General features: G+C 34.3%; 14 protein-coding genes. 5 read left to right on the forward strand and 9 right to left on the reverse strand.

The genetic code is table 11. The features are described from left to right. Window positions 1-20: 20 nt before the first annotated feature. The gene (locus BKP45_RS01460) at window positions 21-1,355 is read right to left on the reverse strand and encodes an efflux RND transporter periplasmic adaptor subunit (RefSeq protein WP_071388079.1); all 1,335 of its coding nucleotides are present in this window, start codon (window positions 1,353-1,355) and stop codon (window positions 21-23) included. 398 nt (window positions 1,356-1,753) lie between these two features. On the opposite strand from BKP45_RS01460, the gene BKP45_RS01465 reads away from it, so the two are divergent. The 4 genes from BKP45_RS01465 (at window position 1,754) to BKP45_RS01480 (ending at window position 5,854) form a co-directional block, all read left to right on the forward strand. Next, complete coding sequence (locus tag BKP45_RS01465; RefSeq protein ID WP_071388080.1) at window positions 1,754-3,205, forward strand: beta-propeller fold lactonase family protein; 1,452 nt, start codon at window positions 1,754-1,756, stop codon at window positions 3,203-3,205. Window positions 3,206-3,358: 153 nt separating this feature from the next. Continuing rightward, window positions 3,359-3,583, forward strand: coding sequence for a DUF1858 domain-containing protein (locus tag BKP45_RS01470; RefSeq protein WP_071388081.1), 225 nt, complete (start codon window positions 3,359-3,361; stop codon window positions 3,581-3,583). A gap of 14 nt (window positions 3,584-3,597) precedes the next feature. Next, the gene (locus tag BKP45_RS01475) at window positions 3,598-4,830 is read left to right on the forward strand and encodes a DUF438 domain-containing protein (protein ID WP_071388082.1); all 1,233 of its coding nucleotides are present in this window, start codon (window positions 3,598-3,600) and stop codon (window positions 4,828-4,830) included. Window positions 4,831-5,200: 370 nt separating this feature from the next. Further along, on the forward strand, window positions 5,201-5,854 hold the full coding sequence (locus BKP45_RS01480; RefSeq protein ID WP_071388083.1) for an SGNH/GDSL hydrolase family protein: 654 nt from the start codon (window positions 5,201-5,203) through the stop codon (window positions 5,852-5,854). A gap of 88 nt (window positions 5,855-5,942) precedes the next feature. Here the strand turns inward: BKP45_RS01480 and BKP45_RS01485 are convergent, their stop codons facing one another. The 4 genes from BKP45_RS01485 to BKP45_RS01500 form a co-directional block, all read right to left on the reverse strand. Continuing rightward, window positions 5,943-8,513: a sensor domain-containing phosphodiesterase gene (locus BKP45_RS01485; protein ID WP_071388084.1), complete on the reverse strand. Its 2,571-nt coding sequence runs from the start codon at window positions 8,511-8,513 to the stop codon at window positions 5,943-5,945. A gap of 49 nt (window positions 8,514-8,562) precedes the next feature. Further along, window positions 8,563-9,453: a sensor domain-containing diguanylate cyclase gene (locus tag BKP45_RS01490; protein ID WP_071388085.1), complete on the reverse strand. Its 891-nt coding sequence runs from the start codon at window positions 9,451-9,453 to the stop codon at window positions 8,563-8,565. A 71-nt stretch (window positions 9,454-9,524) separates the two neighbouring features. After that, entirely contained in the window at window positions 9,525-11,129 is a 1,605-nt protein-coding gene (locus tag BKP45_RS01495; protein ID WP_071388086.1) for an ABC transporter permease, read from the reverse strand. Continuing rightward, entirely contained in the window at window positions 11,129-12,043 is a 915-nt protein-coding gene (locus BKP45_RS01500; protein WP_071388087.1) for an ABC transporter ATP-binding protein, read from the reverse strand. Before BKP45_RS01500 ends, BKP45_RS01495 begins: the two co-directional genes overlap by 1 nt. A 200-nt stretch (window positions 12,044-12,243) precedes the next feature. Here BKP45_RS01500 and BKP45_RS01505 point away from each other — a divergent pair, with 200 nt between their 5' ends. Beyond that, on the forward strand, window positions 12,244-12,828 hold the full coding sequence (locus tag BKP45_RS01505) for a TetR/AcrR family transcriptional regulator (protein WP_071388088.1): 585 nt from the start codon (window positions 12,244-12,246) through the stop codon (window positions 12,826-12,828). 117 nt (window positions 12,829-12,945) lie between these two features. On the opposite strand, the gene BKP45_RS01510 is transcribed toward BKP45_RS01505, so the two are convergent. From BKP45_RS01510 to BKP45_RS22330, 4 genes are all read right to left on the reverse strand, one after another. After that, window positions 12,946-13,689, reverse strand: a complete 744-nt coding sequence (locus BKP45_RS01510; RefSeq protein ID WP_071388089.1) for an amino acid ABC transporter ATP-binding protein — start codon at window positions 13,687-13,689, stop codon at window positions 12,946-12,948. 16 nt (window positions 13,690-13,705) lie between these two features. Then, entirely contained in the window at window positions 13,706-14,407 is a 702-nt protein-coding gene (locus BKP45_RS01515) for an amino acid ABC transporter permease (protein ID WP_071389009.1), read from the reverse strand. Window positions 14,408-14,481: 74 nt separating this feature from the next. Beyond that, complete coding sequence (locus tag BKP45_RS01520) at window positions 14,482-15,375, reverse strand: transporter substrate-binding domain-containing protein (protein ID WP_071388090.1); 894 nt, start codon at window positions 15,373-15,375, stop codon at window positions 14,482-14,484. Window positions 15,376-15,868: 493 nt separating this feature from the next. Further along, the gene (locus tag BKP45_RS22330) at window positions 15,869-16,039 is read right to left on the reverse strand and encodes a hypothetical protein (protein WP_169824043.1); all 171 of its coding nucleotides are present in this window, start codon (window positions 16,037-16,039) and stop codon (window positions 15,869-15,871) included. Between the last annotated feature and the right edge of the window lie 176 nt (window positions 16,040-16,215).

Consider the following 16,215-nt stretch of genomic DNA (forward strand, 5'->3'; position numbering starts at 1 on the left):
CGTACCTCCGAATTTGCGCGTTATACCTCGTTTTCACTACTAGACTCTTTATCTTCACTTTCTAGTGGTTCTTCTATTTTTTCTCCAAAAGATTGACCGATATCGTTGCGGATATTAATTAACGCTTCATCGTACAGTTGATGAATGCCTCGAATTACTACGAATTCTCCTACTTCTAAGCCACTTTCAACACTGATCCATTCTGAAGTTTCATTTCCAATTGTTATGACACGTCTTTCTACACTTTCTCCATCAGCAGTCACATAAACGATACTCTCATCTTTTTCATACATAACTGCATCAACATGGACAAGTACTTCCTGATTAACCATTGAAGGAGTAATCAATACTTCGGCAAGCATTCCTACTCTTAATTTTTCTTCTGGGTTTAAAATAGCGATTTCTACAGGATAAGCACGTGACTGTTCGGTAGGCATAATACCAATATAGGTAATACGCCCATCATACTCCTCGTTATTTGATCTAATATATACACCAACTTCTTGATCTACCTCAAGATTTGCTAACATCGATTCATTAACGTTTAGGTGAACGACAGGTTCATCCATTTGAACTACTTGTAAAAGTGGGGCTTGAGGAGAAACCATTGCTCCAACACTCGTATTAAAATTGCTAATTTGTCCCCCGATTGGTGCTCTAACAACAGCATGTTTCTTTTGTTTTTCAGCCATTTCTACAGACAGGTTTGCTTGCTTAACTGAAGCACTTGCTGCATCAACTTGTTCTGTTCTCTTTGCTTGCGCTAATGCCATTTCCGCTTGTTCTACAGCTGTTTTAGCTTGTTTTTTATCTGCTTCTGTAGGCATATTACTTTGTATTAAACGATGAAAAATGTCGTGAAACTCTTCAGGTACGTTTTCAAGTTCAATATCGATATCTTCTGCCTCATTAAGCATCTTATAAAGTTCTTTTGCTTGATTTAATTGCATTTGTGCCTGACGTATACTTTGTTCTCTCATCGCCTTAGTTCCATTTAAATTCACTTCAGCTGCCTCTAAACCTGCGCGAGCTTGAGAAAGACTAAGTTCGATATCCGATACATCTATTTCAATAATAATATCTCCTCGTTCAACAATATCCCCATTTTTTACATGAACGGCTTTCACTTCACCAGCTACCATTGGGAGAACCGGTAGTTGCTTACTTGCCATAACATTCCCAGAAAGACTTAACTGACTAGTAAGTGTTCCCATTTCAATCTGACTAATCTCAACAGGGAAGCGAGCTGGTTCGTCTTTTTCCTCTGCCAATGTACTACCATTAGTACTACAACCTACTAAAACTAACATTAATGCAAATAGAAAAACAGATCCTTTTTCTTTCGTTAAAGCCATTTAGTAACCCTCCGTTTATAATAAAAATCTTAATCAATATCAAATAAAGCTGAACTTTAATCAGTCGGGGGTTTCTTTCATCCCCACTGATTGTTAGTTATTCTATAACGGACCTTTAGGAGCTGTTAATCCCCCACCTAAACTTTTCGATTTCCTTAAGTTTTAAGGTGGGGGTGTTACCGCCCCATAAAAGTGGGATAAATTAATTCTTGTCTATAGTAACATGTCTAAATGAACATAGTATGAACAAACCTTTATTTTTTTATAGAGTTTAAAGTCCTTATTTTTCCACTGTAATTTATTATTTCACTTAAGTGTCACATAAATAAATAACTTATATTTATTTATTTTGTTAAAATATTTTTAATAAGAAAATATTTATTAAAGGAGTCATTTTAATGAGAAAAAGATTACTATTAATCAGTAGTTTGCTTTTATTACTATTAACTGCATGTACGAATGAAGAAAAGACAGAAGAAACAGCTGATCCTCATACGACTCCTGAAGTATCAGAAGATCATTCACTTGATCTACTAATTGCAGGCGGAACTTATGGAAGCGAATACTTTGCTGTCGTTGCTGGTGGAGCTAGTAATAAAATATTAATTTTTGATGCTAAGTATCGAAAATTGGTGACAGCTATCGATACAGGTGGTCCAAAGCTTGAGAGAACAATTCCAGAATATTATCCTAATTTACACGATGTTCATGCCATGACATTTACGAATGACTTTTCCATGTTCTTTACTGTTAATTGGTTTGACTATGATGAGCCTTCGTATGTACTAGCCTATGATACAAAAACATTAAAAGAAATATGGAGAACACCGGTTGGTAAGGGTGGACATCATGCAGCACTTTCTCCTGATGAAAAATTTTTGTACGTAGCAAATGATCGAAGTGGTACAATCTCTATCGTTGATATTAAATTACAAAAAGAAGTTGACACTTTACATGTTGGTGAAGGTGCAGATTATATTACACCAACAATGTATTGGGATGGCATCGTTATTGACACACCTTACCTTTTCGCTACTGTTAACACAGAAAGTAAAGTCGTGGTGTTTGATTGGAAAACAAACGAAATCATTAAAGAAATCATCGTTGGTGAAACCGAGGGAAAAGTACACGGTGTTAATTTAACACCAGATGGAAAAACAGTATGGGTTGCCGTTGGTGGCGATAACACTATAGTAGTAATTGATGTAGAAACACTTGAAATTACAAATCACATTCAATTTGAAAATCGTCCAATTCATATCTCTTTTAGTCCAGATGGCGAATTTGGATACGTAACAACTGGTGGGCATCAAATCTATAAGGTAAACACAACGACTCATGATGTTGTCTGGAACCAAACTGGAACGATTATTCCAGCACATATGGCTGTAAGTCCAGACGGGAAGGAATTGTGGACATTAAATCATGGAATGTCTACAGAACGTTATCCTTATTTAATTGGTGGAAGACCGGTAAGTGGAGTGCAAATTTGGGATACTGAAACTGGGGAATTACTTGCAGAAATGCCTTCTGAAGGTCCCCCTCACGAAATCCAATTTGTACCTTATCATGCATTTGGTTTACAACAAGTACAAAATGACTCAGATACTGTTACTGCAGAGGGGTTATATCAACAAGCTTGTTCCTCTTGCCATGGTGGTAATCTAGAGGGTGGCGGTGGTCCAAGCCTAAAAAACCTTTCAGATAAAATTACCGTTGATGAAGTGTCAGAGATCATTCTAAAAGGAAGCGGGATGATGCCAGATGGTCTTGTTAATGAGGGAGAATCTTATCTGATCGCCGAATGGCTAATTAACAATGGAAAAGATAACGACGTACACAGTCATTAAGGGAAAACCAAGCGAACTCGTTCGCTTGGTTTTTTGTTATTCGATTTTCTTAAATTTAGTGATTTATATCACCGTATAAGCATTCTCCTTCGTGTTAAAATACAGTTGAGAATAAAAATCATTCGCACTTTTTTACTAAGAGGTGAACAAGTTATGAAAGAAATATCTTTAAAAAAATCTATATATCAACTGTGTACCGCCTATCCAGAATTAATTGAATTAATGAAAGAATTAGGCTTTGTAAATATTACAAAACCAGGGATGCTTCAATCCATGGGGAAAATTATGACTATTCCAAAAGGATGCCGTACTATGAAGATCCCTTTAGAAAAAGTAAAAGAGCATTTAACAAGTCATGGATTTAAAATCATCGATTAAGGGAGTTGAATTAAATGAGTGAAATGATAAATAACCGTGAAAAACAGGAGTTAAATCAATCTCAAAGACAAAAACTATTAAAAGAGATCATAAAAGAATTACACGACGGAAAAAATGTAGATGAAGTAAAAGAACGGTTTCAACAGGCCATTGATAAAGTAAGTGTCAATGAAATTTCTCAAATGGAGCAAGCCTTAATGATCGAGGAAGGTATTTCTGTAGAAGAGGTTCAACGCCTTTGTTCGGTCCATACAGAAGTTTTCAAAGGTTCTATTGAAGAAATTCACAGCGATGAAGCTCTTGGAACTAAACCAGGACACCCTGTACACACATTTTTTAAGGAAAATCGAGAAATTGATAAATTCGTTAATTTCAAACTTAGTCTTCATAAGGATCAATATCAACGTGATCAAAGTGATGAAAATAAAGAAAAACTTTTTCATGATTTAACGGAACTCCTAGAAATAGATAATCACTATAGCCGTAAAGAAAATTTACTTTTTCCATATTTAGAGAAAGTCGGTATTTTTGGACCAACGAAAGTAATGTGGGGTGTCGATGATAAAATACGAGCAGCAATCAAAGAAGCACGTAATCAACTCAATGATGACACATGCCAATTAGAAGAACTCATAGCAAACCTAGAATTTATTATCGAAGAAGTTTCAGAAATGGTTTATAAAGAAGAAAATATTTTATTACCGATGTCTATGGAAAAGTTAACAGAAGATGAATGGCTTAAGATTGAACGCGAGGGTGACGTGATTGGCTACACATTTATTGACCTACCAGAACCCTGGCAACCTGAGCGAGCAAATTTATTAGATCAATCGTTTATGAAAGAAGGAGTAGTTCAACTAGAGACTGGAATTTTATCTTTAGACCAATTGGAATTAATGATGAATCACCTCCCTATAGATATTACATTTATTGACGAAAATGATGTAGTACGATACTTTTCACACGGTAAGGAGCGAATTTTCCACCGTACTAAGTCGATTATTGGTAGAACAGTACAAAACTGTCATCCACCACAAAGCGCTCATATTGTAAATGCATTATTGGACGATTTTAAGTCTGGTAAAAAAGACGTTGAAGATTTCTGGATTAATTTCCATAATAAATTTGTATACATCCGTTACTTTGCAGTTCGAGATAAAAATGGTACGTATAGAGGAACAGTAGAATTCACTCAAAATATTCAACCTATCCAAGCTATCACTGGAGAGAAACGATTAATGTCATAACTGCATGAAACTAATCAAAGAAGGATTTCAAGCAATAATTGAAGTCGCGCGCTTGCACTAGCAGTATTCTAAGTTCAAAATTTATGGAAAATCCTTACTATCAGCTTTGATAAGTAAGGATTTTTTGAATGGTAAGAAGCGAAAATTTCCTGTAAAAATAATCGTATTATTATTTAACTCTACTATTTTGAGTGCCATCATTTTATACTATTAATATACTTTTTATTTAAAAGGAGAGTTCCTAATGGGCAATAAAAAAATCATTAATGAAGACGAAGAAGTCGTCTCTACGCTTTTTTGTTTTTGATATGAATATGTATTTTTCCGTTTAACTATTGATAAATAATTCCATTTAGGAAGGTGAGGTACAATGAAGCTTCAACAAGGTCAAAAATTATTGTTTATTGGCGATTCGGTTACAGATTGTGAACGTGTTAAACCAGAAGGAGAAGGACTATTCGGAGCGTTAGGCAAAGGTTATGTATCTAATATTGATGCACTCTTACAGTCAGTTTATCCAGAGTTAGGCATTAGAATTGTTAATAAAGGTGTTAATGGAAACACTGTTCGTGACTTAGAAAAAAGATGGAAAACTGATGTACTAAAGCAACAACCTGATTGGTTATCCATTATGATTGGAATAAATGATGTTTGGCGGCAATATGATACACCATTCATTAAAGATTGGCACGTATACATCGATGAATATGAGGAAACCTTACGAAAACTGATAAAAGAGACAAGTCCTCATGTAAAAGGGATTGTACTGATGGCACCTTTTTACATAGAAAGTAATGAACAAGACGCCATGCGTCGGGCAATGGATCAATATGGTTTAGTTGTAAAGCAAATAGCTGAAGAATTCAATTGTATTTTCGTCGATACACAAGCGGCTTTCAATGATATCTTGAGGAATCTTTACTCTTCTTCATTGGCATGGGACCGTGTCCACCCTACCGCTACTGGCCACATGATTCTAGCAAGGGCCTTTTTACGAGAAATAAATTTTGATTGGAACAAGTAATACTGGGTATAATCGATGACGCTATACAAACATTAAACCCTTGCTGAATAAAATTAGTTATTCAGCAAGGGTTTCTCAAACATACTATTCAGGTAAAATATAGCCGTTCAAAATCTTCTACTGGTAAAGGGTGACTAATGAAGAAACCTTGAACTTCCTCACATTGGTTGTTTACTAAAAACTTGAATTGTTCCTCAGTTTCTACTCCTTCAGCAACGACTCGTAGATTTAATTGATGCGCTAAACTGATGACAGTATTAACGATTGCAGCCGATTTATTATCTATTAAAATCTTCTGTACAAACGAACGATCAATTTTTAATACATCAAAAGAAAAATCGGTTAAATATGAGAGTGAAGAGAAGCCTTTACCAAAGTCATCAAGTGAAATCTTAACATGTAACTTTTTTAGCTTATTTAGTATTTCTATTGTATGCTGTGTATTTAACATTAAAATACTCTCGGTAATTTCTAATTCTAATAATTGTGGATTAAAATTCGTATCCTTTAGTACATTGGCAATCATCTCTACAAAATTTTCTTGTTCAAACTGCCGAACTGACAAATTAACCTTTAATACTAAATCACAATAACCTCGTTTTTGCCATTGTTTTACTTGTAAGCAAGCAGTTCTTAAAACCCATTCTCCTATTGGAATAATCGCCCCATTATCTTCAGATATCGGAATAAACTCGCCTGGTGAAATCATACCTTCGTTTGGATGTTTCCAACGTAATAATGCTTCAACAGAACATACTATATTTTTGATTGTATTGATGATCGGTTGATAACAAATAAAAAATTGATGATTAGCGATCGCATATTTCAAATCTTCAGCTAGTTTTCTTTTTCTAACAAACTTTTCCTTAATCTCTTCAGTATATAATTGAAAATTATTTTTACCTTTCTGTTTAGCAGTGTCCATTGCTAAGTTAGCATTCCTCACCAATTCCTCGCGATCTTTCCCATGAGAAGGATAAATGCTAACACCAATACTTACTGGTGTCTTTATACTACGTCCTTCTATAGAAACTTCTTCGTTACAAACAGATAATATCTTTCTTGAAATAACTTCTACTTGCTCGATATTTTCTATATTAGGAAGTAAAATTGAAAACTCATCTCCAGAAACTCTTGCTATAATAGCATCAGTTGATATGCATTTACTAATTTTCTCGGAAACTCTTTTTAGAACATTGTCAGCCATAGAATGTCCAAGAGATTCATTTAATTGTTTAAAGTTATCAAGATCGAAAAATAAAATAGCCATTTTTTGTTTTACTAGTTTCATATTATCAAGTTGCTTTTGAATTAATTCATTAAAATAAAAACGATTAGGTAACTTTGTTAAATGATCGTGATAGGCCAAAAATTTAATTTTTTCTTCGTTCTTTTTTCTATCTGTAATATTTCTGGCAATAGATTGAACACAATTTTTCCCTTCATAAATAACCACACGAGAGGTAATTTCAATGTCTACGCTTTCACCATTACATTTGAAAACTTTTATTTCAACCGGATCTAGCATTTTCGCCTCTCCAACATAATACTGTTTTAATCTATTAATAATAATTGGATGGTCTTTTGGATCAATATATGAATAGATAGATTTTCCTAAAATTATACTAGGGTTATCGACGCCGATAAGAGTAGCTCCAGATTTATTCGTATAGACAATCTCTCCATTATCGTGAACAAGTATGGCATCTGGTGATGAGTCGACCAATATTCGATATCTTTCTTCACTTTCTTTCAATGCTTGTTCAATTATTTTTCTTTCTTGAATATCCCGACCAACCATAACAACATTTTTAACCTCACCGCTTTTTTCCAACACGGGGACGCCTGTCACTTCAATTGGTATGTACTTTCCATCTCTATTCATAATATTAATTATTTTGAAATCATTGGCTTTTTCTTTTACAATTTTCCCAAATTCCTCTGAAAGAAATTTAACATCATTTAATGGTAAATAGTCGAATGTATACTTCCCAAGGAGCTCTTCTGGATCATATCCTAATGTTGTTTTAAAAGAAGGCGATGCATAGGTTATGTACCCTTTCGAATCTAAAATTAGAAGTAACTCTGTAATATTTTCAGCCATTAACTCATACTTTTCACGTTTTTGCTCAACTTTTTGCCTTTCCATCGCAATCCCTGCTAAGTATGTAAATCTTTCAAGTACATCAATTTCACTCATGGACGGTTGATATGGTCTTGAGTAATATAATGCAAATGTTCCCAACAGTTTTTTTTCTGGAGAATGTATTGGTCTTGACGAACAAGATCTCAATCCAAAAGATAATGTGAAATCTCTATATTTACTCCATAGTGGATCTAAAGAAATATCTGAAACAATCACTTTTTCACCAAAGAACGCTGCTGTTCCACAAGAGCCCTCATTTGGCCCTATTTTTACCCCTTTATTTAATGAAGCTAAGTATTCCTCAGGTAGACTTGGCCCGATAGCATTCTTTAATATTTTTTGTTTATCATCAAAAAAAAGGATCGAACACACTACGTCACTGAATATGTCTTCTATACTTAAAATTATTGTTTCAAGTACATGAATAAGGTCTACCCCTTGAGAGATTTTTTCTAATACTTCATTTTGCTTTATTAAAGATTGTAATAAATACTCATGATCAACATTTTTCATAACATCAAACCTTTTCATATTAATCTATACAAAATCTTTCTGTATATAATTATCCATCAGAAAAACAATAACAATTACCGCCACATTGCTTAGCTTTATATAGAGCCATATCCGCTTTTTTTAATAATCTATCTGTTTCTTTTGCATGAGTTGGAAAGACAGCAATACCTAAACTAATGTGTATATCAACCTTTATGTTTGCATAAATCCAATCTCTTTTCATTGTACTATAAATTCTATGAACAATTTTGAGAATATCTTCATTGTTATTAATTTCTGATAACAAAATAGTAAATTCATCGCCACCTATACGAGCTACACTGTCATTAATTCTCACACTTCTTTGTAACCTTTTTGCTACCTCTATTAAAAATTGATCTCCTACATCATGCCCATATTGATCATTAACCGGCTTCAAATTATCACAATCAATATAAAGCATTGCCAATTTACTTTTTCGTCTATTTGCATTTTCTATTGCACGATTAATATCTCTATTAAATAACTCTCTATTAGGAAGTCCTGTTAACGAATCATAAAAGGCCAAATGACGAATTTTTTCTTCGTAAAGGTGCCGAGCAGTAATATCACGTGTAACGCCAATGATATAAGCGACATCGTTTTCTTCATTAAAAATAGGACTTAGAACCGTTTCACCATACTTATCTTTTTGATATCGTGCAACAAAGTTGTTTTCTTTTTTATTTATTACCACTTCTCGATACTTTTCGATTAAAAATTTAGCATCTTGCTTCGAAACAACGTCTTCTATTTTTAAACCTATAATATTTGGGACAGTAAGTACTTTTTTTGCTGCATCGTTCACAATTATATAACGAAAGTCACGTTCACTTATCACTTCCATAATGAAAATTAAATCCTTTAAATAATTAATAAATTTTATAAATTGGTCACGGTTAGTCTGAAATAACTCTTTCACAAATTTACCTCCCTATAAAAGTATACAAAAAGCACATTCTTTTCTTACTTAGAATGTGCTTTTTCTCATTATTATCCGTCGATATCACGCTTATTATATCCTAAAAATCCAAGTAAAGCGAGAGCAAGTGCGACAATTGTTAACACTAAGACTTTTAAAAAGTCAAAATCTTCTACTGGGAGTTTTGGTACATGGCCAAATGGAGATGCTTTTCCCAGCCACTCTGGAAACTGAAGTAATCCCCCTAAATAAACGATAAAGAATGAATAACCTAAATATAGCCAACTTATCCCTGTTAATGATGGGAAAAGTCCAACAAGCAAGACAGCTACCCCAATCATCACCCACATCGCTGGTAAATAAACCATCCCAGCTCCAAATAACGTTTCAAATGAAAGCGGATCATCCATTACTCCTGTTGCAGCTATCCAAAGGCCAATTACTGCGAGGACTAGCATCATTGAGCCAAACACAAATGAAATGAAAAAATAGCTTCCCATTATTTTTGTACGGGATACCGAACGAGCAAGGATATGTTCAAGGTGTCCTCTTTTCTCCTCACCTTTCAGCTTTAATATAAACATTAAAGCAGGGATCGTACATAGCATTGCGATTACCGACATTAGCATTGTTAAATATTGTTCTGTTAACGATAATCCTTCTACCGCTTGTAACATCTCTCTTAGCATTTCGTTACTTTCAAGAAATGTTTCCAAATCACCTAATACAGATCCGTAAGACGTTCCTAATATGAACATTCCAATTGCCCATGCAATAATTCCGGTTCGCTGAAGTCTAAAAGGTAAACCAATTGAACTTTTTAAGAAGCGTGACGCATATTTTCTACCTGGTTTTGTTGGTAATAAGCCAGCACCTAAATCACGGTTGGCGTTCAAATAAAATGCAACTCCCACCACTAGAAGTGCTATGACTACTGTAAAAATTATCGGCCACCAATCATTATTAACATACACCTGGGTTTGCAAAATCCAACCAAGAGGCGAGAACCACGAAAGTATCTCATTACTAACATCCCCGACGGCCCGAATTAAGTAAGCAATCATTAATAAGGTAAAGGCATAACCAATCGTTCCTCTCGTAGTTGACGAAAGTTGGGCAAACAATGCAGTAATAGAAGTGAAGAAAATTCCAGTTGCTCCTAATGCTGCCCCATAAAGGAGGGATCCTTGTAGATCCATACTTTCTATTCCTAATGAATACAAACCAAAACCAATCAATAAGGTCAAAATAACGTTTACTATAAATAATACAATCACTGGTGCACTTAAATTTGATAACCTCCCAACTGGAAGAGAACGAATTAATTCGATCCGACCTTCTTCTTCATCATTTCGCGTATGTCGTGTTACGAGTAAAATACTCATAATCGCTACAACAATTGCAGTAAATAACAACATTTGATGAGCCATCATCGCACCTTCGGTATAATTGTCTAAACCAAATCCTGGTCCAACCATTGCTGTCATAGCCGGATTTCTCATTGTCTCAGCAACAATCTGACGCTCTGCTTCTGTTTGGTATAGTCCAGTAAAAGCATTTGCAGTAAGAAATGTGACTAAGGTTAGCGAAAGTAACCAAATAGGAATACGAATTCGATCACGTCTTAAAATGAAATAAGACAGCCTTCCTGTTTGAGTGTAGAACTGCTTCCACATTAAGCTTCACCCACTCCTGTATGAGAATTATGATTTGGCCCTTCATAATGACGCATAAATAAATCTTCTAATTTCGGAGGTGAACTTTCTAATCTAACTAACCCGAACTGACTCACATATTTCATCACAACGTCTAATTCTTCTGGATCTACTTGAAATGATAAGGCTTGTTCTATCCTTTCAATATCATAAATCCCTTTTAAACCGTTTAGACCGGTTAACTGTTGCTTTGTTTCCACAATCAAATTTGTTCTCGTTAAGTGACGTAATTCTTTTAACGTTCCTGACTCAATGATTTTACCTTGACGTATAATACCTACTTTGTCGCACAGTTTTTCTACTTCAGATAAAATATGACTAGAAAGTAAGACACTTTTCCCTTCTTGTTTAGCATCCATGATACATTCATGAAATACCTTTTCCATTAGTGGATCAAGTCCAGATGTAGGCTCATCTAATATATATAAATCCGCATCCGATGAGAAGGCTGCAACTAAAGCAACTTTTTGTCGATTGCCTTTAGAATAGGTTCGACACTTTTTAGATGGGTCTAAATCAAATTTTTGAATGAGTTCCTCGCGGCGACTTTTATTGTTTCCCCCTCGTAACTTCGTAAATAAATCAATAACTTCTCCACCCGTTAAATTCGGCCATAGTGTCACATCACCTGGTACGTACGAAATACGCTTATGAATTTCAACCGCATCTTTCCAGGCATCCTTACCAAATATTTTTGCTTCTCCCCCGGTTGCCTTCAAAATCCCAAGTAATATCCGAATGGTTGTCGATTTCCCAGCTCCATTTGGCCCAATAAAACCAAATACCTCTCCTTTGTTCACTTCCATATTTACACCATTTAGTGCCTTACATTTACCAAACTTCTTTGTTAGATTTGTTGTTTGTAAAATGGTCATTAGAAAGCCTCCTCTTTTCCATCAAACTTTTTGTTTGCTGGAAGATTTTGTTTAATTTGCAATTAAGACTTGAAAGTTATGAAATATTTTAACTTATATATTTCATAATATACAAAACAAACTCCTTTGACAATAGTTTATGAACTATTTCATTTGTCTTATTACATAATTTTTATTAAAATAAACTAGAGGTGAAATAAATGGACGGGTTTCAACGACGAAGAGAACTAAAGAAACGAAATATTTTAGAAGCGGCATTAGCTTTATTTATGAAACATGGTATCCAAAAAGTTTCCATTGTTGAAATTGCTAAAGAAGCAACCGTTTCTCAAGTTACTATTTATAATTACTTTGAAAGCAAACATAAATTAATTCATGAAGTATTCAATTTTTATATCAATAAAGCAGTCGTTGACTTTGAAAACATTATCGAGGCGAAACTACCTTTCCCTGAAAAAGTAAAGAAAATCATTTTTAATAAAAAAGAGGCAGCTAGTCAAATTCACGAAGAATTTTATCAATATATGATGAAGGAGTATACAGAGGGAAATGATATTGAAAAGCTATATAATGAAAAGGCGATCCCTTACTTTTTAAGATTATTTGAAGAAGGTAAGGAGCAAGGATATGTCGACCCTAACCTTTCAAATGAAGCAATTTTATTTTATGTGCATATGTTAAAAGAATATATTCAGAAAGAAGAAGTGTATCAGAAAATATTACCTTTAACTGAAGATATTACGAATATTTTCTTTTATGGGATTGTTGGAAATAAAGAAGTATAACGGAGAAGTAAAATGTACTCTTAGAAAAAACAAATCCTTACAATCAGTCAATGCTGATCGTAAGGATTTTGTATTTATAAACCAACATTCTTAGAACTTAACACGAATGGTAAAGATTTATTCATCTTCTATCATTTGTAAAAACTTCTTTGTTTGCTCTTCTGATGGTTGTTCAAGAACTTGCTTAGCACTTCCCTCTTCAACAATGTAGCCGCCATCCATAAACAGCACCTTATCTGCAATCCGACGAGCAAAACTCATTTCATGCGTCACAATAACCATAGTCTGACCTTCTTTTGCTAAATCTTCAATAACTCTGAGAACTTCACCAACAAGCTGAGGGTCAAGGGCTGAGGTTGGTTCATCAAAAAGCATAACCTCTGGCTTCATCATGAGCGCTCGAGCAATAGCTGTTCGTTGTTGTTGTCCTCCTGAAAGTGAATCAGGATATTTGTCACGGTGCTCGAACATTCCTACCTTTTTAAGTAATGCTTCTCCCTCTCTAATTAATTCCTCTTTCTTTTTTTTCTTTACAATTAACGGTGCTTCTATAATGTTTTCGATAACCGTTTTATGTGGAAAAAGATGAAATCCTTGAAACACCATTCCCGAGAAATTCCTTAGTTCACGCGTATCTTTTTTCGAAGGCGCCTTCTTTCCAAACGAAACAGTTTTGTCGCCAATCATAATCGATCCTGCATTTGGTATTTCTAATAAATTTAGACAACGTAGTAAAGTTGTTTTTCCAGAACCAGAAGGACCGATCAGACAAACTACCTCACCTTTTTTGACTGAGAAGTTAATAGACTCTAAAACAGTCAGATCGTCAAATTTTTTATTTAAATTTGAAACAGTAATCATAAAAAGCTCCCTTCATTTACCTTTTACTCAAATAGCGATTGTATCGTTTTTCTAATCTTTCCTGGAAATAACCGATTACAATACAGACGACCCAGTAAATAAGAGCAGCAGTCGTATACATCGTCATACTCTCAAATGTACGTCCTGACACAAGTCTTGCACTATATAATAACTCTTGTACAGTTATTACCGAGGCTAATGACGTTCCTTTTACAACATCCATGAAGATACTAAATGTTGGTGGTAAAGCTATTCGAGTAGCTTGAGGGATGATGATTCTTCGAAGTGTCTGTACATACCCCATCTGTAAAGAAGCAGCTGCTTCCCACTGTCCTCTAGGCACTGACATAATGGCAGAACGTACGACTTCAGCGTTATAGGCAGCGAAGTTCATACTAATTCCGATAATCCCTGCTATAATTGGACTACTAAAATTAATACCAAGTACTGGAAAACCATAATAAAGAATAAAAAGAAAAACAAGTAATGGAGTACCACGCATAAAGGAAATATAAATCCTTGCTGGCCAGCGAAGAAACAAGAACTTAGACATGCGAGCAATTCCTATTAAAACACCTAATATTAATGCAAAGAACATACTAAATAGTGCAATATATAATGTATATTTTAAACCTTCAAATAAAAACGGTAATGATTCCCATGCAAGTTTAGGATCATATAAATGTTCCCATTTAATTTCATTAAACCATTCAAACAACTTTTCTCCTCCTTTCCCAAACCACTTAAAATTGAAAAAGAAATACAAGGAAAATCTCCTTGTACTTCTACTATTTATAACTTACCATCTAATCCAATAATTTCCGATTTATCTAATGGTTGAGATACGTCTTCTCCTAGAAATTGTTCCGATAACTCTTTTACTGTACCATCTTCAAGTAATTCTTCTATTACCTCATCAAGACGTTCTTTCAAAGTAAGGTTTCCTTTTAACATAATGATCGCACTTTCTGTTGCGTGATATTTTACATTTTCTGCAACCGCCAGGCGGTCATCACCAAATCCTTCTAATGTACGATGCAGTACTAAGCGATCATTTAAATAAGCATCACGGTTTCCATTAATAATATCTCGAAGAATAGCATCGACTCCACCATCATATGCCACACCGTCTGCTCCAATATTATCTGCAAACACTGCATAGTTACTTGTTAACGATCCTAATGCAACTTTCACACCTTCAAGATCGTGCGCTGATTCAAATTTATCTACATCTTCCACTCGAACAATCGCAGAGCCATAAGAATATTTGTGTGGAAGTACAAAATCAAATGTCTCTTTACGTTCTTCTGTTATTGCAAAATCATTAGCTGCAATGTGGATTTGTCCATTACGTAATGCAGGTAAAATTCCATCAAAGGACATTGTATTGAATTCAACTTCTACACCTAATCTGTTAGCCATCTCTCTAATCAATTCAACATCAAAACCAGTTAGATTATTGTTCTCATCATAATATGTAATAGGATTATACGTACCTGAAGTTCCTACAATCATCTTTCCAGCTGCTTCTATATCTGCCCACGCAGTATCGCGTGCTTCTTCACTCTCTGTTTCCGTTTGTATATCGTTAGTTTCCTCTTCGTTTGGTGTCTCTTCAGCGGGACCACAAGCTACTATTACCACCGTCATCAGTAGTATAAACAATAAAGTTATAATTTTCTTCATTTTCAAACGCCTCTTTCTCTCTTGATTTCATAGTATTTCAATCGGAATAAAATAAAAAATACCATTGTATCAATAGCTTGTCAACTATTTGTTACCGCCCTATATTTAGCGAATGGTGCTTTACTTAAAAAGCTATTCATATTTTGTCCAATTTTGTTAGTTTTTTATGAATGGAACTTAATTTTGATACTCCTTTTTAAAAAGACCACCACAGAAATGACAAAAAAGAGACTCATTTGAATGCAATATCCAACAACGAAAACTTAACGACATCCCTTCAAATAGCGACCTTCCGATAAAGTGTTGTGATAAAAATAACCGAGAGACCAGATCCTTTATTAGATAGATTTATTAATATTTTCTTACAGTTAATATGAATAACGGACCTGGTGACCGAGAAGATTAATAAAGTGACAATATTTTAATAATAGCGGTATCTCTGTCCTAAAGAACGCCAACGATATTATATTTCTTTTGCTCTCAGTAGTAAAATTTACCAAAATGAAGCGCTGAGCCTTTCCGGAATTTGTGTATAATTTTTTGTTTCATCCACTTCAATAGTTAGTTCATCAAGGATTGGTATTTTCACTACTACGCCACTTAACTTGTAAACACGACTAACTACTGATGTTCCACTTAGTTCATTTAAGAATATGTAATTCAAAATTCACTAGTGTACCTCCATCACCTTCCTTTTATTTACATTATTGTCACCATCCGGAACAAACCTAGATTTATTAAACTTTAAGCTTTATCATTTCAATATTTTCATCTCAAAAAAAATTTTATTTTACTATTGAAATCTGTATAATTTATGTTAATCTAAAGGAGCATTATTTG

The organism is Anaerobacillus alkalidiazotrophicus, assembly GCF_001866055.1.